Here is a 17,749-nt window from a genome sequence, read left to right as displayed (position 1 = left end):
CGCGGCGGTAGCGCGGCCCCGCGCAGGGCCCCGGGACCGGCTGTTGGGCCGTCCTTCAACAGCCACTGCAACCATCTGCTGAAACCACGCGAAGAGGCCGGGCTTCAGGTGAGCGGGCGCGAGTGGCGGTTCAGAATCTTGACCGCGCGTACGGTCGCCCAGCCGCGCCACTCCAGGGCGGCCAGCGGTGAGCGGGCTGCCCAGTCGACGACCCAGCCGCCGTCGGCCTGTCGTTCCCCGGCGAGCCTGTCCAACTCGGCGGAGATCACCTCGTCGGTGAAGAAGGCGCGTAGCGGCCGGTCGGGGTCGGGGGAGAAGTCGAGCGGGCGCATCCCCTCGTCCGCCGCGCCGCCTTCGACGGGCAGGAAGCCGGAGGCCGGCAGGAACGCCGCCAGCCGCTCCAGCTCACCCGCGGCGGCGGGACGCGTCTCCCAGGCCGCGTCGAGGAACTGCAACGCGTACCGGAACTCCAGGGCGTGGCCCGGACCCGCCAGCCGGGGGATCGCCCGCAGGCAGTGCTCGGTGGCGCGGTCGAGCCACGGGTGCCCGGCCACCGCCTTGTCGTGCCGTCCGACGCGGTGCGCGATGGCGGCGAGCATGGCCGTCATGTGCAGCGACGACGCCGAGGGGTCCACCTGGATGAAGAACGGGGCGCAGCCGGCGGTGTCGGGAATCGGCAACGCGAAGGGCAGCCCGCCGTCGGGCAGAGTGATCGAGGCCAGCCAGTCGCACAGCTCGGCCGCCTGCGGGCTGGTGGCGGGGCCGATCTCCTCGAACACCTCGAAGGCGTGCAGCGCGCTCACCGGCTGGCTGCCCCGCGCGCGCAGGTCGGGTTCCAGGGCCCAGCCGTACCCCAGGTCGGGGTTGCGGTGGGCGGCCAGCGCCGACAGCGCTCCGTCGGCGTCGCCGCGGCCCGTGACCAGGTCGTAGCGGCGGCGGTCGAGCGGCCGGGCGTGGGTGGCCATGAACGCGTCTGTACTCATGGAACCAATCATGAGCAGGGTCTCCGGCGGGTGGCTTGCAGGAATCGGTCATCATCCCGGAGATCCCCTGCGTCCCGTCCCCTGTGCGGACCTTGGTAGGTTGGCTCTCGGTGCGCCGGGAAGTCTGGTCGGCAGTTCATTTCGCCTTGCCGAAAGGAGCCGGCCGATGCACAAGGTGCTCTTCCCGTGACGCTGGTCGCATGGTTGTCGGTGGTGGTGTTCCTCGGCGCGTACGCGTTGATCGCGACCGAGCGCATCCACCGGGTGGCCGCGGCGCTGGGCGGGGCGGCGCTGATGCTGCTGATCCACGCCACCGACGCCGGGGCCGCCTTCTTCTCCGAGCACTCGGGGATCGACTGGAACGTCATCTTTCTGCTGCTCGGCATGATGATCATCGTCGGGGTGCTCAAACAGACCGGCGTGTTCGAGTATCTGGCGATCTGGGCGGCGAAACGGGCCAGAGGGCGGCCGTTCCGGCTGATGGTGCTGCTGGTGGTGATCACCGCCCTGGCCTCCTCGTTGCTCGACAACGTCACCACGGTGCTGCTGATCGCGCCGGTCACCTTCCTGGTGTGCGAACGGCTCGCGCTGCCGGTCGCGCCGTACCTCATCGCCGAGGCGATGGCCTCCAACATCGGCGGCACCGCCACGCTGGTCGGCGATCCGCCCAACATCATCATCGCCAGCCGGGGCGGGCTGACCTTCAACGACTTCCTGGTCCACCTGGCGCCGCTGATCATCGTGCTGATGGTGGTGTTCATCGGGCTGTGCCGGGTGATGTTCCGCAGGACGTTCCGCTACGACCCGGAGCGGGCGGCGGAGATCATGGCGTTGAACGAGCGGGAGGCGATCGCCGACCCGCGGCTGCTGTGGCAGAGCCTGGCGGTGCTCGCGCTGGTGATGGCCGGGTTCGTGCTGCATCCGATGCTGCACTACGAGCCGTCGGTGGTGGCCGTCCTGGGGGCGGGGCTGCTGGTGGCCGCGACGAAGGTGACCACGGAGGAGGCGATCCGCGAGGTCGAGTGGCCGACCCTGGTGTTCTTCGCCGGGCTGTTCGTCATGGTCGGCGCGCTGGTCGAGACCGGGGTCATCGGCCAGATCTCGCAGGCCGCGGTGAGCGCCACGGAGGGACGCCTGGGGCTGACCACGATAGGTCTGCTGTGGGCGTCGGCCGGGCTGTCGGCGATCGTGGACAACATCCCCTACGTCGCGACCATGAGCCCGATCGTCGCCGAGCTGGTCGCCGCGAACGGTGGCAACGAGCACGCCCAGGTGCTGTGGTGGGCGCTCGCCCTGGGCGCCGACCTGGGCGGCAACGCCACCGCCGTCGGCGCGGCCGCGAACGTGGTCATCCTCGGCATCGCCGCACGCAACCGCACGCCGATCAGTTTCTGGGAGTTCACGAAGTACGGCCTCATCGTCACCGTGGTGACGGTCGCCCTGGCGACGCCGTACCTTTGGTTGCGCTATCTGGTGTGAGGTCGCCAAAGTTGTCCCCCATGTCGTTTCCCTCGTCGTCCGTGCGGAGAGTCGAATGAGCCGGACCGGTTCCTTCGGGGCCGCGCTGCTCGACCGGTTCCATCGTCCCGCCCAGGTCGTGGTCAGCAGCTTCGGAGCGGTCGTGCTGACCGGCACCGGGCTGCTCGCGCTGCCCGTCGCCACCACCTCGGGAGAGTCGGCCGGGTGGCTGACCGCGTTGTTCACCGCGACCTCGGCGGTGTGCGTGACCGGATTGGTCACCGTCGACACCGCCGCCCACTGGTCGACGTTCGGCGAGGTGGTGATCGCCGCGCTGGTCCAGGTCGGCGGGCTCGGCATCATGACGCTCGCGACGCTGCTCACGGTGCTCGTCGCGGGCAGGCTCGGGTTGCGCGCCCGGCTGTTCGCCCAGATCGAGACCAAGACGCTGCGGATGACCGACCTGCGCAGGCTGGTGCGGAACGTGGTCCTGTTCAGCCTGGCCTGCGAGGCCGTGGTGGCGACGATCCTCACCCTGAGGTTCGTGACCGGGTACGGCGAGCCGCTCGGCAGGGCCGTCTACCTGGGTGTGTTCCACGCGGTGTCGGCGTTCAACAACGCCGGGTTCGCCCTGTGGCCCGACAATCTGATGCGGTTCGTGGCCGATCCGTGGATCTGCCTGACGATCGCGCTGGCCGTGATCGTCGGCGGGATCGGCTATCCGGTGATGTTCGAGCTGTCGCGCACCTGGCGGCGTCCGAGCCGCTGGTCGGTGCTGACCAGGATCACGGTCACGGTGACCGCCGCGCTGCTCGTCATCGGCACCTTCGTCTTCCTCGGCACCGAGTGGGACAACCCGAGGACGCTGGGCGGGCTGGACGGCTCGGGCAAGATGCTCGCGAGCTTCTTCGCGGCCGTCATGCCGCGCTCGGGCGGGTTCAACACCCTCGACATCTCGCAGATGACCCCGTCGAGCTGGCTGGTCACCGACGTGCTGATGTTCATCGGCGGCGGCAGCGCGGGCACCGCGGGCGGCATCAAGGTGACCACCTTCGGCCTGCTGGCCCTGGTGATCTGGGCCGAGTTGCGCGGCGAGACCCGGGTGAACGTCGGTCGCAGGCGGCTCCCCGAGCACGTCCAGCGGCAGGCGATCGCGATCAGCCTGATCGGGGTGGCCCTGGTCGCCGTGTCCACCTACGTCATGCTCGTCCTGACTTCGCACAGCCTGGACGCAGTACTGTTCGAGGTGATTTCGGCCTTCAGTACCAACGGGCTGTCCACCGGCATCACCTCCCAGGCGACCCCGGCCGGGCACCTGCTGCTGGTGCTGCTCATGTTCGTGGGCCGGATCGGCCCGCTCACCCTCGGCTCCGCGCTCGCGCTACGCGAACGCACCCGCCGTTACGAACTACCCGAGGAGCGAATCATCGTTGGCTGACACCAGAAACGACCCGGTCGTGGTGATCGGGCTCGGCCGGTTCGGCAGCTCGCTGGCCCTGGAACTCACCCGGCGAGGCACCGAGGTGCTGGCCATCGACCACCGTCAGAAGATCGTGCAGAGTCTCGCCGGGCAGATCACCCAGCTCGCCACGGCCGACTCCACCGACCTGGAGGCGCTCCGGCAGCTCGGGGTGCCCGACTTCTACCGCGCGGTGGTCGCGATCGGCAACGACATCGAGGCCAGCATCCTGACCACGTCCCTGCTGGTGGAGCTGGAGATCGACGACATCTGGGCCAAGGCGATCAGCCGCCAGCACGGCAGGATCCTGAACCGCATCGGCGCCCACCACGTGGTCCTCCCCGAGCACGACATGGGGGAGCGGGTGGCCCACCTGGTCAGCGGCCGGATGCTCGACTACCTGGAGGTGGACGAGAACTTCGCGCTGATCAAGAGCCGCCCGCCCAAGGACTACATCGGCGTGCCGCTCGGCGAGTCGGGACTGCGGCGCAAGTACGGCGTGACCATCGTGGCCGTCAAGAGCCAGGGCGAGGAGTTCACCTACGCGACCGCCGAGACGGTGCTGACCTACGGCGACTACATCATCGTCTCCGGCAAGACCGACTCGGTGGAGCGTTTCGCCGAACTGCCCTGAACGGTGCCGGAGGCCGCGCTAGGCGGACTCGCGCACGATCAGCGAGGTCGGCAGTATCACCGACGTCACGTGGCCGGCGCCGTCGATGAGGTCGAGCAGGAGGCGGACCGTCTCCTCGGCGACCCGTGCCAGGGGCTGTCTGATCGTGGTGAGCGGCGGGTGGGTCGTCGCGGCCACCGAGGAGTCGTCGAACCCGCCCACCGCGACGTCCTCGGGGACGCGCCGCCCGGCCATCCGCAGGGCCGAGATGGCGCCGGCCGCCATCACGTCGGAGGCCGCGAACACCGCGTCGAGGTCGGGAGTGCGCTCCAGCAGCCGCGCCATCGCGTTCTCGCCGCTGAGCCGGGTCCAGTCGCCGTGCTCGATCAGCTTCTTGGACGCCTTGCGGCCCAGCACGTCGGCGAAGCCCTCCAGCCGCTGGATGCCGCCTGGCGTGTCCATCGGGCCGGTGATCGTCGCGATCTTCCTGCGGCCCTGGCCGACCAGGTAGCGGGCCATCTGGCGGGCCCCCTCGCGGTCGTCGGCCGCCGCGTACGGGATGACGTTCTCCCTGCCGATGACCGCGCCCAGCGCGACGGCGGGGATCGCGAGATCCACCAGCACGTCGGCCATCCGGTCGCCCGCGTGGGTGGAGAGCAGGAACACGCCGTCGGCGTGGCCGCCGCGCACGTAGCGGATCACCCGGTCGCGGTCGCCGTCGTCGCCGGCCATCATCATGACGAGCGACACGTCGCGTTCGGCCAGGCGGCGGATGGCGGTGCGGATCGTCACGCTGTAGTTGGGGTCCTCGAAGAGCTTCTCGTGCGGCTCCGACAGCACCATCACCACCGACCCGGTGCGCTGGGTGACCAGGCTGCGGGCGTTGCGGTTGACCACGTAGCCCGTCTCGGCGATGGCCCGGCGCACGGCCGCGTCCGAGGCGGGGCTGACGTAGCGGTCGTTGTTCAGCACGCGGGACACCGTGCCGCGTGAGACCCCCGCGACCGCCGCGACGTCATGGATGGTCGGGCGCTTCGTCACGCTTGCATTGTCCCCCCGCGCGGCCACTAGTGCTTCACGGCCCCGCTGGACAGGTCGGTCCGCCAGTACCGCTGCATGGTGAGGAACAGCGCGATCAACGGGATGATCGACACCAGCGCGCCCGTGATGATCAGATTGTAGAGAGAGGGCTGGTTGGCGCCGGCCGCGAGAAGGGTGTAGAGCCCGACGGTGAGCGGGAACTTCTGGTCGTCTCCCAGCATGATGTAGGGCAGCAGGAAGTTGTTCCAGATGGCGACGAACTGGAACAGGAAGATGGTCACCATGCCGGGCAGCATGAGCGGCAGCGCCACTTTCCGCAGCAGCGTCCCGTGGCCGGCCCCGTCGATCCGCCCGGCCTCCAGCAGCGTGTCGGGAATGGCGGCGCCGGCGTAGACGCGGGCCAGGTAGATGCCGTAGGGGTGCAGGATCTGCGGCAGCAGCACCGACCAGTAGGTGTCGGCCAGCCCCACGGTGGAGAACAGCAGATACTGCGGGATCGCCAGCACCACCGCGGGCACCAGGATGCCGCCGAGCAGCAGGTTGAAGATCACGTTTCGGCCGGGGAAGCGATACTTCGCCAGCGTGTAGCCGGACACCGTGGAGACCACCGTGGAGAGCAGCGCGCCGCCCCCGGCGTACAGCAGGGTGTTCAGCAGCCACAGCCAGAACACCCCGTCGCGGTAGGCCGCCAGGTCGGCGAGGTTCGACAGCAGCCCGGTGCCCGGGGCGAAGGCCGAGATCGAGAACAGTTCCGCCTTGGACTTGGTGGCGGCGACCAGCACCCAGCTGACGGGGAACAGGCAGTAGACCGCCCCGAGCAGCAGGACGGCGGTCGAGGTGAACCCGAGTGGGAGGGCTCCCCGCATGGCCGCGTGTGCGGCGGTGCGCGTGGCGGCGGCCATCAGCCCTCCCCGAAGGCGCGGTCGCGGACGACGCGCAGGAATCCGAACGACAGGACGAGCGAGATCGCCGCGATGATGATCGAGGTGGCGGCGGCCGAGTAGAGGTCGCCGGTGACGAACGCGTCCCGGTAGACCTTCATGAGCGGGCTCCAGGTCGAGCTGATGGTGTTGGTGAGCGGGCGCAGCGCGGTCGGCTCGGTGAACACCTGGACGGTGGCGATGATGGAGAAGACGGTGGTCAGGATGATCGCGGGCAACAGGATCGGGATCTTGATCCGCAGCGCGATCTGGATCTCGGACGCGCCGTCGATGCGGGCCGCCTCGTAGTAGGCCCGAGGTACGGCACGCAACGCCGTGTAGAGCACCAGCATGTTGAACCCCACGCCGCCCCAGACGGCGATGTTCGCCATCGAGAAGGTGACGGCGGTGGGACCGAGCAGGTCCACGTCGAGCACCGCGCGGATCGGGCTGAGGCTGGGCAGGTAGAGGAACCCCCACATCAGGGTGGCCGCCACCCCGGGCACGGCGAACGGCAGGAAGATGGAGATCCGCGAGAACCTGGCCAGCCGTACGTGCGCGGTGTCCAGCAGCAGGGCGAACAGCAGGGCCAGGCCGAGCATCACGACCAGCACGAGCAGGCCGTACGCCAGCACCCTCAGCCAGCCGTTCCACAGGGCGCCGTCGGCCAGGGCGTCGGTGTAGTTGGCCGCCCCGACGAAGATCTCGCTGCGGGCGCCCTTGCCGAGTCCCAGCCCGGAGACCTTGGCGCCGCGCAGGCTCAGATAGATCGTGTAGCCGATGGGCAGGGCCATGAAGAGCGTGAACAACGCCATGGCCGGCGCGAGGAAGAGATAGGGAACGCGGCTGGCTCTCATGGGGCGATCTGGAATCCGGACTTCCGCATGTCGGCGAGTGTGGCCTCCTGCATCTTGCCGACGGCCGCCGCGAAGCCGGCCTTGTCCTGTACGGCCTGGTCGAAGCCGTCCTTGAAGGCGTTGTACGTGACGTTCACGTTGGGGCCGAAGGTGAAGCCGCGCGCGGTGGCGGAGATGGCGGCGACCTGCTGCCAGAAGTCGGGCTGGCTGGAGAAGTAGTCGGGCGCCTCGGTGAGCAGTGCGCCGCCCTTGGTGGCCGCCGGGTAGACGGCTCCCTCCTTCACGAGCAGTTCGAGCGCCTCCGGGTCGGTGTTCAGCCAGGTGGCGAACTTGGCGGCGGCGGCCCGGTTGGGCGACTTCTCGGCGACCGCCGTGGACGAGCCGCCCCAGAAGCCGCTGCTGTTCTCGCCGGCGCTCCACTGCGGCAGCGGCGCGATCGCCCACTTGCCCTTGGCCTTGGGCGCGTTGCTCGACAGCACCCCGGGCCCCCAGACCGCCGAGGGCCAGGTCAGCAGCTTGCCGTCGTTGAGCGCCTTGTTCCATTCGGGGGTGAAGTACGGCTGGCCGTCGATGACGCCCTCCTTGACCAGGCCGCCCCAGAAGTCGGCGACCTTGGTGGTGGCCGCGTCGTTGATGGCGACCTTCCACGACTCGCCGGAGATCGACCACCACTGGGCGCCGGCCTGCTGGGCGAGGCCGGTGAAGGAGCCGGGGTCCTTGCTGGAGAAGGTGCCGAGGAAGACCTCGGGGTCCTTCTTGTGCACCGTCCTGGCGGCCTCGCCGTACTCCTGCCAGGTCTTCGGCACCTCGATGCCGAACTTGTCGAACAGGTCGCGCCGGTAGTAGAGCATCATCGGGCCGCTGTCCTGGGGGAGGGCGTAGACGGCGTCGGTGCCGAGGGTGACCAGGCCCCAGATGCCCTCGCCGAACTCGGCCTTCGCCTGCGCGGTCTCGGCGGTGAGGTCGGCGACGGCGTCGGCGGCGACGAACGAGGGCAGCATCTGGTACTCGGCCTGGACCAGGTCGGGCGGGTTGCCGGCCTTGGCTGCGGTGAGGAACTTGGCGGCGGCGTCGTCACCGCCCGCCTGCTTGCTGACCGTGACCGTGATGTCGGGGTTAGCGGCGTTCCAGACCTTGACGATCTTGTCCATGTTCGGGACCCAGGTCCAGTACGTGAGCGTGACCGGGCCGGCCGGGGCCTTGCTGGGGGAGGCCGTCTCCTGGGGGGCGCCGGAGCAGCCGGCGGCCAGGGTGACGGCAAGGGCCGCGAGTGCGAGCCGGTTCGTACGCATACGTTCCTCCGATGCGTTCTGGGAGCGTTCACAGACTGAGAGCCCGCCCCAACGGCTGTCAATGCTCGTTACGCTCTCGTTAAATACCTGTATAAGGGTCTAAAGCTTCCCGAATCGCTGGCCGTGAATTACTGTGCACGTTCACAGAGCTTTTGACGAGGGAGAGCAGTTGCCCGGTTATCCCGTGCTGCCGGAGGGCCTCGCGTACGGCGGGGACTACAACCCCGAGCAGTGGCCCGAGGAGGTCTGGCACGACGACGTGCGGCTGATGCGCGAGGCCGGGGTGAACCTGGTCAGCCTCGGCATCTTCAACTGGAGCCTGCTCGAACCCGCCGAGGGGGAGTACGACTTCGGGCGGCTCGACCGGATCCTCGACCTGCTCGCCGCCTCGGGGATCAAGGCGGACCTGGCGACGCCGACCTCCTCGCCGCCCGTGTGGTTCCGCAACCGCTATCCCGCGAGCCGGCTGGTCGGCCGTGAGGGGCAGGTGCTGGCCGGCGGCTCCAGGCACAGCTTCTGCCCCAGTTCGCCCGACTACGCCGCCGCCTCCGCGCGGATCGCCGGCCGGCTCGCCGAGCGCTACGCGGACCACCCGGCGACGGCGATGTGGCATGTCCACAACGAGTACGGCTGGGCCAACCCGCAGTGCTACTGCGAGACCTCGGCCGGGGCGTTCCGCGACTGGCTGCGGGACCGCCACGGCGACGTGGCCGAGCTCAACACGGCCTGGGGGACGACCTTCTGGGGCCTGACGTACGGCTCGCTGGAGGAGGTGGAGCCGCCGAGGATCTCGCCTGTCGGCCAGCTCACGGCGCTCCAGCTCGACTTCGCGCGGTTCTCCGTCGAGGCGCACATCGCCAACTTCCGCCGCGAGCGCGAGGCCATCCGCGCGCACAGCGACCTCCCGGTGACCACCAACTTCATGATCCCCAACTGCAAGCCGATGGACTACTGGCGGTGGGCGGGAGAGGTGGACGTCGTCTCCAACGACCACTACCTCGACTCCGGGCGGGCCGACGCGCACATCGAGCTGGCCATGGCGGCCGACCTCACCAGGTCCGTCGCGGGCGGCCGGCCGTGGATGATCATGGAACACTCCACCGGCGCGGTCAACTGGCAGCCGCGCAACCTCGCCAAACGGCCGGGGGAGATGCGCCGCAACAGCCTGGCCCACGTCGCGCGCGGCTCCGACTCGGTGCTCTTCTTCCAGTGGCGCGCCTCCCGCTACGGCGCGGAGAAGTTCCACTCGGCGATGCTGCCGCACGCGGGCACCGACTCCGCCCTGTGGCGCGAGGTCGTCGACCTGGGCGCCGACCTGGGCAGGCTCGCCGGGGTACGCGGCTCGCTGGTCGAGGCCGAGGTCGCCGTCGTCTGGGACTGGGAGTCGTACTGGGCGGTGGAACTGGAGTGGCGGCCGTCGGTCGACGTACGGTTCCGGGAACGGGTGGAGGCGTACTACGCGGCGCTCTGGCGCGAACACGTCACCGTCGACTTCGTCCACCCTTCGGCCGATATTTCGGGGTATCGGGTGGTTGTCGCGCCCAGTGCCTACCTCCTCACCGAGGCGGCCGGCAAGAACCTGCACCGCTACGTCGAATCGGGCGGTCACCTGGTCGTCTCCTTCTTCTCCGGCATCGTCGACGAGAACGACGCCATCCACCCCGGCGCCCACCCCGGCGCCCTGCGCGACGTGCTCGGCCTGTGGGTGGAGGAGTTCCACCCCCTCCCCGAAGGCGCGACCGTACGGCTCGGCGCGGGCGGCACAAGCGGTGGAACGGGGGGAACGGGCCGGATCTGGTCCGAACGGGTCCGGCCGGCCGGTGCGCGTGCCGTACAGGACTTCGCGGACGGGCCCGACGCGGGCCATCCCGCGATCACCAGGCACGACCTCGGCGCGGGCACCGCCTGGTACGCCGCGACCGCCCTGGACCCCCGCGACCTGCTGCGCCAGGTCCTCGACCACGCGGGCGTCACCCGGCCCCGCGACCTGCCCGACACCCTCGAAGCGGTACGGCGGGGCGCGCACGTCTTCCTGATCAACCACGACGACCGCCCGGCCACGGCGCACGACGTGACCGGCACCGGCGTGCTCGACGGCAGGCAGTACGACGGTGAAGTGATCGTGCCCCCCGGCGGCGTCATCGTCGTCGCGACCACCCCCCGGAGGAACCCATGAAGAAGGGCATCGCCACGCTTCTGGCGAGCTTCCTGCTCCTGTTACCCCTGGCCGGGCAGCCGGCGTATGCGACCGCCAGCGCCCCCGTGCCGCCGATCCGCGGCGCGGACATCTCCAGCCTGGCCAAGTCCGAGGCGTTCGGCGGCGTCTACCGCCGCGAGAACGGGCAGCGGGCCGACGCGCTGACCATCCTGCGCGACGGCGGGCTCAACTACGTCAGGCTGAAGGTCTGGGTGAACCCGGCCGACGGCTACAACACCAAGACGCAGGTGCTGGCCACCGCCCGCCGGGCCAAGGCGCTCGGCATGGGCCTGCTCGTCGACTTCCACTACTCCGACAGCTGGGCCGATCCCGGCAAGCAGAACAAGCCCGCCGCCTGGGCCTCCCTGCCGTTCGACCGGCTTCGGCAGGCGGTCTACGACCACACCTACGACGTGCTCGGCGCGCTCAGGGCGCAGGGCACCACGGCCGACATGGTGCAGATCGGCAACGAGCTGAACGGCGGGCTGCTGTGGCCCGACGGCCGCTACGACAGATGGCCGAACATGGCCGCGCTGCTCAACGCCGGCCACGACGCGGCCAAGGCGGTCTCCTCCGCCACCCGCGTGGTGCTGCACCTCGCCGACGGCGCCGACAACGGCCTGTACCGCTGGTGGTTCGACAACGCCGCCGCCCACGGCATCCGCTACGACGTGATCGGCCTGTCCTTCTACGCCTACTGGCACGGCACCCTGGCCGCCTTCAAGACCAACCTCAACGACGTGGCCGCGAGGTACGGCAAGCCGGTCGTCGTGGTGGAGACCGCCTACCCCTTCACCACGGGCGACGACGACGGCTACCCGAACATCATCAGCTCCGCCGTGCCGTACCAGGGCTACCCGGCCACGACCGCGGGGCAGTCGGCGATGATGCGCGACCTGGTGAACATCGTCAGGGCCGTCCCCGGGCAGCGCGGCCTGGGCGTCTTCTACTGGGAGGCCACCTGGACCGGGGTGCGGGGCAACGGCTGGGACCCGGCCGACCCGTCGTCGGGCAACGGGTGGGAGAACCAGGCGCTGTTCGGGTTCGACGACCGGGTGCTCCCGGGGTTGCGGGCCCTCACCCAGTGAGCCGACACGTGCCTGCCACCCCGCGTATGGGTGGCAGGCACGTTGAGGCCGGGCGGGAAGGTGCCTAGGGTACGTCGGTGACCACATTGCCCTCGGTTGCCGGGACCGACCTGCAGACCGCCGTCTTCCTCGACGACCTGACCACCGCGGCGGGGAAGACCGTGCCGGACGACTGGGCCGGGCTGCACGCGAGCGACGCCCGCAACCCCGCGGGCGTCCCCGGCTGGCAGATCGACGGCTGCTTCCCCTCCTCCTCCCGCCTCAACTCCCACCACGGCTGGGACCACGACGCCCAGTTCGTGGTGCGCCTGCCGGTGACCTGGAACGGCGGGCTGGTGGTCACCGGCGCGCCCGGGGTCCGCCGCCAGTACGCCCTCGACTACCTGATCTCCGACTGGGTACTCGCCCGCGGCTACGCGTTCGCGGCGACCGACAAGGGCAATTGCGGCCCGGAGTTCCACACCGCCGGCACCCTCCCGGGCGACGCACTGGCCGAGTGGCACCGCCGTACGACCGAGCTGGCCGAGGCGGCGTGGCGGACGGCGGGGCGGTACTACGGCTCGCCGCCCGCGCGGACGTTCATGACGGGTGTCTCCAACGGCGGCTACCTGACCAGGTGGCAGCTGGAGAACAACCCCGACCTGTTCGACGGGGGCGTCGACTGGGCGGGGCCGTTGTGGCGGGCCGAGGGGCCCAACCTGCTGACCTACCTGCCGGCGGCGCTCAGGCACTACCCGGCCTACCGCGACACGGGCTCGCCCGAGGCGCACGCCGCCATGATCGCGGCCGGGTTCCCCGCGGGCTCGGAATTCCTCTGGGAGGCCCACCACCGGATCTACTGGGACCTGACCCAGCGGATCTACCGGGCGAGCGTCGACCCCTCCTACGAAGGCGACGAAGCAGCCTACGACTACACCTCGCGCCCCGGCCGGGTGCGCGAGGCCGTCGAGCGGATCGCGCTCACCGGCAGAATCGGCCGCCCGCTGATCTCCCTGCACGGGACGCTCGACGCGCTGCTGCCGATCACGCTGCACGCCGACGCCTACGCCGCCCTGGTCGAGCGGGCGGGTCGCGGGTCGTCGCACCGGCTGCACCGGATCGAGGGCGGCAACCACGTCGACGGTTTCTGCGACGCCTTCCCCGGCCGCCTGACGCCGATGCTGCCGGCCTACCGCGCGGCCTTCGCGGAACTGGAGGAGTGGGTGACCCATACTCCGCCGGAGGGCCAAACTGTGGATCAGCACATATCCCGCGACGACGGCCGCACGTAACGTGACGGGCAAATGCCGGGCCTGTGAACCAGGAGTTTCCCGTGAGCCGTTTAGCCGTCATTCTCGCCGTGCTCCTGGCCGTCGCCGGTGTGCACCCCGCCCAAGCCGCCGCGATCGAAGAGGTCACCGGGTTCGGCTCCAACCCCGGTCGCCTGCAGATGCTCCGTTACGTGCCCGACGGCCTCCCCGCCGGACGCCCCCTGGTGGTCGCGCTGCACGGCTGCAGCCAGGACGCCACCACCTTCGGCCAGAACACCGGCTGGACCCGGCTCGCCGACCAGATCGGCTTCGCCCTGCTCCTCCCGCAGCAGACCACCACCGGCAACCCGCTCAAGTGCTTCAACTGGTTCAAGACCGAGCACACGACCCGGGACCAGGGTGAAGCCCTGTCGATCAAGCAGATGATCGCCAGAATGGGCGCCGACAACGGGATCGACCCCGCCCGCGTCTACGTCACCGGCCTGTCCGCGGGCGGTGGAATGGCCGCCGCCCTGATGGCCGTCTACCCCGACCTCGTCGCCGGCGGGGGGATCGCGGCCGGCCTGCCGTACCGGTGCGCGCCCGAGACCAGCGAGTGGACCTGCATGAACCCGGGCGTGAACCGGACCCCGGCGCAGTGGGGGGACAAGGTCAGGGCGGCCTCGCCGGCCGGCGGCACGCGCACCTCCTGGCCGGTGCTGTCGGTATGGCACGGCACCGGCGACGGCACCGTCAACCCGGCGAACACCCGCGAGCTGGTCGACCAGTGGACCGACGCCCACCGCGCCGACCAGACCGCCGACGTCGCCGACACCGTGGCCGGCTATCCGCACAAGGTCTACCGCGACCCCGCCGGCCGTCCCGTGGTGGAGAGCTTCGAGATCACCGGCATGGGCCACGCCCAGGCCATCGACCCGGGCGACTGCGGTACGGCGGGCAACGCGTACATCGTGGACGCGAACATCTGCGCGGCCCGGCACATGGCCGCCTTCTGGGGCCTCGAAGGCGGACCCTCCGGCCCGGCGACGGTCACCCTCGTCAACGACGCCGCGCGGGACGGCTACGTCAAGGCCGCCGCGGACGGCTCCGGGGCCGTCGTGGGCACGCTGGAGACCCTCGGACTGGCGGTGGGCAGGGGCACCGACGGGAAGCACAACCGGACCGTCCTGTCCTTCGACACCGCCGCGATCCCGGCGGGCGTCACCGTCACCCGCGCCCGGCTGACCGTCACCCGCAAGAGCGTGAGCGGCGACCCGTGGGCGGCCAACCGGCTCCTCGTGGACGTGCGGAACGGCTGCTTCGGCGGCTGCGGGATCGAGACGGGCGACTGGGCCGCCGCCCCGACGCTCCCGGCCGCCGCCGAACTGCCCAGGTTCACCACGACCGTCACGGCCGACCTCCCCGTGGCGGCCCTGAACAGGTCGGGCGCCACCCAGCTGAGGCTCCGCTTCGAGCAGGCCCACACCTCGACGGCCTACGTCTTCGTCGCCGGCGGGACCTCCGCCACGCTCACGATCGAGTACACCCCCTGAATCCACCTGTCCCCAGCCCCGGGTGTGGGACCCGCACACATGGAATCGCTGTTGGTGATCTCCTAGCGTTTCGGCCAACATGGCCGGACGCACCGCTGAATGTTCCGTGTGCACCAGACACACCGACTTGACTGAGAAAAGAGCTGACCATGGGTCGAAAGAGTCACGCGAGCCGTACGTCCGCGGTCCTGGCCGCAGCCGCCGCGCTGCTCTTGGCCGCGGCATGCGGCAGCCCCGGCGCCCCGGACCCCGGCGGCAACGCCGACAAGAGCCCCGCGAAGGACACCAGCCCGATCAAGGTAGGGCTCGTCTACTCCAAGTCGGGCCCGCTGGCGACCTACGGCAAGCTCTACCTGGAAGGCTTCAACGCCGGCCTCGACCACGTCACCGACGGCACCGGCAAGATCGGCGACCGGGTGGTCGAGGTCACCGAGGTGGACGACGGCGGAGACCCCGCCAAGGCCGTCTCCGCGGCGAAGGACCTGATCGGCAAGGGCTACAAGATCCTCGCCGGCTCGGCGTCGTCCGGGGTGGCCACGCAGGTCGCGCCGATCGCCGAGCAGAACAAGGTGCTGTTCGTCTCGGGCCCGGCCGCCACCGACGCCGTCACCGGCGCGGGCAAGTACACCTTCCGCTCGGGCAGGCAGACCTCCCAGGACATCAGCACCGCCGCCGCGTTCATCGGCGACGTCCGAGACAAGAACGTCGTCGTCTTCGCCCAGGACAGCGCCTTCGGCCAGGCCAACGTGGCCGGGGTGAACGCCGTGCTCGGCGCGGCCGGCGCGCGGATCGAGCAACTCCTGGTGCCCGCGAGCGCCACCGACTTCACCCCGTTCGCCACCCAGGCCAAGGCGTCCGAAGCCGACCTGCTGTTCGTCGCCTGGGCGGGCACCACCGCGCAGAGCATGTGGACCGCGCTCGGCCAGCAGGGCGTCTTCGACGCCACCACCGTCGTCACCGGCCTCGACATCGCCGCCACCTGGCCCGCCTACGGCCGCGTCGCGGGCAAGGTCAACTTCCTGTCCCACTACTTCGCGGGCGCGGGCGGCACCGAGCTGGAGAAGATCATGACCGAGAAGGTCACCAAGGCCGGCGGCACCGTCGACCTGTTCACCGTGGACGGCTTCACCGGCGCACAGATGATCGCGCACGCCGCGGAGCAGGGCGACGACCCGGACGCCATGGTCAAGGCCCTCGAAGGCTGGACCTTCGACGGGGTCAAGGGCTCCCTCACCGTCCGCGCCGAGGACCACGCGCTGCTCCAGCCGATGTTCCAGGCCAAACTGACCGGCGGCGCCACCCCGAAGGCCAAACTGGTCAAGAAGCTCGAAGCCACCGCCGTCACCCCGCCGGTCGTACAGAAGTGACCGTCCTGCGGGTACGGGGACTCGGCTGGGCGGTCGGCGGCGCCCAGATCGTGACCGACGTCGGGTTCGACGTCGCGGAAGGGGAGTTCGTCGCCGTGATCGGCCCCAACGGCGCGGGGAAGACCTCGCTGTTCAACCTCGTCTCCGGCCTGGTCCGCCCCACCTCGGGCACGATCGAGCTCGACGGGGCCGACATCACGCACGCCCCGCCCCACCGCAGGGCCCGCCGCGGCCTCGGCCGTACCTTCCAGTCCTCAAGCGTCTTCCCGGCCCTCACCGCCCGGGAGAACGTACGGCTGGCCGCCGCGGCCCACCGGGGCAGCTGCCTCCGGCTGTGGCGGCGAGCCGACGCCGACCGGGTGGCCGCCTCCGCCGCCGCCGACGCCCTGGAACGCGTCGGCCTCGCGGACCGTTCCGCCCGGACGGCCGGCTCCCTCTCCCACGGCGACAAGCGCAAACTGGAGATCGCCATCCTGCTCGCCACCGACCCCCGCCTCATCCTCCTCGACGAGCCGATGGCCGGCGTGGGGACCGCCGACGTGCCCGCGCTCACCGACGTCATCCGCTCCGTGCACCGCGAACAGGGCCGCACCGTGCTCATGGTCGAGCACCACATGGACGTCCTCCTCGGCCTCGCCGACCGGGTCGCCGTCATGCACCACGGCAGCCTGCTCGCCCTCGACACGCCGGCGAAGGTGATGGCCGACCCGACCGTCCAGGACGCCTACCTGGGGGAGCCGCTGTGACCCCGCTGCTCGACGTCGCGGACCTGCACGTGCGGATCGCCGGCTCGCACATCCTGCAGGGCGTCACCTTCAGCGTGGCCCGCCAGGGCGTCACCGCGCTCCTCGGCCGCAACGGCGCCGGCAAGACCACCACCCTGAAGGCGATCCTCGGCATCGTCCCCAAAACCGGTTCCATCCGGCTCGCGGACGACGACATCACCGCCCTCCCCACCCACACGATCGTACGGCTGGGCCTGGGCTACGCCCCCGAGGACCGCGACGTCTTCGCCGGCCTCACCGTCGCGGAGAACCTCCGCCTCGCCGAACGCGGCCCCGGCCCGCACCGCTACGACCTGGTCCACGAGATGTTCCCGGAGCTGAAGCGCCGCGCCGCCCAGCGCGCCGGCACCCTGTCGGGCGGCCAGCAGCAGATGGTCGCGATCGGCCGCGCCCTGCTCAACGACAACCGGATGCTCCTGGTGGACGAGCCCACCAAAGGACTCGCGCCCAGAATCGTCACCGAGGTGGCCGCGGTCCTGGAACGCGCCGCCACCGAGGTCCCGATCCTGCTCGTCGAGCAGAACCTCGGCCTCGTCCGCCGCATCGCCTCCCACGTGGTCGTCCTCGAACAGGGCGCCGTCGTCCACACCGGCACCGCCGCCGCCCTCCTCGGCGACCCCGCCCTCACCCGCGACCTGCTGGGCGTCTCATGACCTTTGTCGCCTGGGTGGCGTTCGGCGTTGTCGCCGCTTCGTTCACGCATGATCTGCTGGGGTCTCATGACCTTTGTCGCTTGGCTGGCGTTCGGCGTTATTGCGGCTTCGTTCACGCGCGATCTGCTGGGGGTCTCATGACCTTCGTCGCTTGGGTGGCGTTCGGTGTTGTCGCGGCTTCGTTCATGCGCGATCTGCTGGGGGTTTCGCGATCTTCGTCGCTCGCTCGGCGTCTGGTGACGTTGTTGCCGTTC

At 70.5% G+C, this 17,749-nt stretch carries 15 protein-coding genes; 10 read left to right on the top strand and 5 right to left on the bottom strand.

Annotated elements, in window-relative coordinates:
* Positions 1–104: 104 nt before the first annotated feature.
* Positions 105–983, bottom strand: coding sequence for a hypothetical protein (locus MBA17_RS05010; protein ID WP_238495074.1), 879 nt, complete (start codon positions 981–983; stop codon positions 105–107).
* A gap of 186 nt (positions 984–1,169) precedes the next feature.
* On the opposite strand from MBA17_RS05010, the gene MBA17_RS05005 reads away from it, so the two are divergent.
* Genes MBA17_RS05005 through MBA17_RS04995 form a run of 3 tightly spaced genes read left to right on the top strand, consistent with a single transcriptional unit; the run spans position 1,170 to position 4,534 of the window.
* Entirely contained in the window at positions 1,170–2,462 is a 1,293-nt protein-coding gene (locus MBA17_RS05005; protein ID WP_238495073.1) for an ArsB/NhaD family transporter, read from the top strand.
* A 55-nt stretch (positions 2,463–2,517) separates the two neighbouring features.
* Positions 2,518–3,879 carry a TrkH family potassium uptake protein gene (locus tag MBA17_RS05000; protein ID WP_238495072.1) on the top strand — a complete coding sequence of 454 codons (1,362 nt, stop codon included), beginning with the start codon at positions 2,518–2,520 and terminating at the stop codon, positions 3,877–3,879.
* Entirely contained in the window at positions 3,872–4,534 is a 663-nt protein-coding gene (locus MBA17_RS04995) for a potassium channel family protein (protein ID WP_238495071.1), read from the top strand. Before MBA17_RS05000 ends, MBA17_RS04995 begins: the two co-directional genes overlap by 8 nt.
* An 18-nt stretch (positions 4,535–4,552) precedes the next feature.
* On the opposite strand, the gene MBA17_RS04990 is transcribed toward MBA17_RS04995, so the two are convergent.
* Genes MBA17_RS04990 through MBA17_RS04975 form a run of 4 tightly spaced genes read right to left on the bottom strand, consistent with a single transcriptional unit; the run spans position 4,553 to position 8,623 of the window.
* Positions 4,553–5,554 (bottom strand): LacI family DNA-binding transcriptional regulator, encoded by a 1,002-nt coding sequence (locus MBA17_RS04990; protein WP_238495070.1) that lies wholly within the window; start codon positions 5,552–5,554, stop codon positions 4,553–4,555.
* Positions 5,555–5,580: 26 nt separating this feature from the next.
* Entirely contained in the window at positions 5,581–6,456 is an 876-nt protein-coding gene (locus MBA17_RS04985; RefSeq protein WP_238495069.1) for a carbohydrate ABC transporter permease, read from the bottom strand.
* Positions 6,456–7,331 carry a carbohydrate ABC transporter permease gene (locus MBA17_RS04980; RefSeq protein ID WP_238495068.1) on the bottom strand — a complete coding sequence of 292 codons (876 nt, stop codon included), beginning with the start codon at positions 7,329–7,331 and terminating at the stop codon, positions 6,456–6,458. The genes MBA17_RS04985 and MBA17_RS04980 overlap by 1 nt, the downstream gene beginning before the upstream one ends.
* Positions 7,328–8,623: an ABC transporter substrate-binding protein gene (locus MBA17_RS04975; protein ID WP_238495067.1), complete on the bottom strand. Its 1,296-nt coding sequence runs from the start codon at positions 8,621–8,623 to the stop codon at positions 7,328–7,330. Before MBA17_RS04975 ends, MBA17_RS04980 begins: the two co-directional genes overlap by 4 nt.
* Positions 8,624–8,792: 169 nt before the next feature.
* Between MBA17_RS04975 and MBA17_RS04970 the strand changes: the two genes are divergently transcribed.
* The 7 genes from MBA17_RS04970 to MBA17_RS04940 all read left to right on the top strand — a co-directional run bounded on the left by MBA17_RS04970 (position 8,793) and on the right by MBA17_RS04940 (position 17,495).
* On the top strand, positions 8,793–10,799 hold the full coding sequence (locus MBA17_RS04970) for a beta-galactosidase (RefSeq protein WP_238495066.1): 2,007 nt from the start codon (positions 8,793–8,795) through the stop codon (positions 10,797–10,799).
* Positions 10,796–11,908: a glycoside hydrolase family 53 protein gene (locus MBA17_RS04965; protein ID WP_238495065.1), complete on the top strand. Its 1,113-nt coding sequence runs from the start codon at positions 10,796–10,798 to the stop codon at positions 11,906–11,908. Before MBA17_RS04970 ends, MBA17_RS04965 begins: the two co-directional genes overlap by 4 nt.
* 77 nt (positions 11,909–11,985) lie before the next feature.
* The gene (locus MBA17_RS04960; protein ID WP_238495064.1) at positions 11,986–13,179 is read left to right on the top strand and encodes a tannase/feruloyl esterase family alpha/beta hydrolase; all 1,194 of its coding nucleotides are present in this window, start codon (positions 11,986–11,988) and stop codon (positions 13,177–13,179) included.
* A gap of 41 nt (positions 13,180–13,220) precedes the next feature.
* Positions 13,221–14,690, top strand: coding sequence for an extracellular catalytic domain type 1 short-chain-length polyhydroxyalkanoate depolymerase (locus MBA17_RS04955; protein WP_238495063.1), 1,470 nt, complete (start codon positions 13,221–13,223; stop codon positions 14,688–14,690).
* Positions 14,691–14,839: 149 nt separating this feature from the next.
* Entirely contained in the window at positions 14,840–16,057 is a 1,218-nt protein-coding gene (locus MBA17_RS04950) for a substrate-binding domain-containing protein (RefSeq protein ID WP_238495062.1), read from the top strand.
* Complete coding sequence (locus MBA17_RS04945) at positions 16,054–16,803, top strand: ABC transporter ATP-binding protein (RefSeq protein ID WP_238495061.1); 750 nt, start codon at positions 16,054–16,056, stop codon at positions 16,801–16,803. Before MBA17_RS04950 ends, MBA17_RS04945 begins: the two co-directional genes overlap by 4 nt.
* Positions 16,800–17,495, top strand: coding sequence for an ABC transporter ATP-binding protein (locus MBA17_RS04940; protein ID WP_238495060.1), 696 nt, complete (start codon positions 16,800–16,802; stop codon positions 17,493–17,495). The genes MBA17_RS04945 and MBA17_RS04940 overlap by 4 nt, the downstream gene beginning before the upstream one ends.
* Positions 17,496–17,749 lie beyond the last annotated feature (254 nt).

It is taken from the genome of Dolomitihabitans soli, from assembly GCF_022213955.1.
Lineage (GTDB): Bacteria > Actinomycetota > Actinomycetes > Streptosporangiales > Streptosporangiaceae > Streptosporangium_A > Streptosporangium_A soli.
The sequence above is the reverse complement of the archived record's forward strand: the minus strand, read 5'-3'. Positions and strand labels throughout refer to the sequence as shown.

Coding starts and splice junctions, on each gene's coding strand:
- MBA17_RS05000 (WP_238495072.1), top strand. CDS start 2,518: ATGAGCCGGACCGGTTCCTTCGGGGCCGCGCTGCTCGACCGGTTCCAT.
- MBA17_RS04980 (WP_238495068.1), bottom strand. CDS start 7,331: ATGAGAGCCAGCCGCGTTCCCTATCTCTTCCTCGCGCCGGCCATGGCG.
- MBA17_RS04975 (WP_238495067.1), bottom strand. CDS start 8,623: ATGCGTACGAACCGGCTCGCACTCGCGGCCCTTGCCGTCACCCTGGCC.
- MBA17_RS04965 (WP_238495065.1), top strand. CDS start 10,796: ATGAAGAAGGGCATCGCCACGCTTCTGGCGAGCTTCCTGCTCCTGTTA.
- MBA17_RS05010 (WP_238495074.1), bottom strand. CDS start 983: ATGAGTACAGACGCGTTCATGGCCACCCACGCCCGGCCGCTCGACCGC.
- MBA17_RS04950 (WP_238495062.1), top strand. CDS start 14,840: ATGGGTCGAAAGAGTCACGCGAGCCGTACGTCCGCGGTCCTGGCCGCA.
- MBA17_RS04985 (WP_238495069.1), bottom strand. CDS start 6,456: ATGGCCGCCGCCACGCGCACCGCCGCACACGCGGCCATGCGGGGAGCC.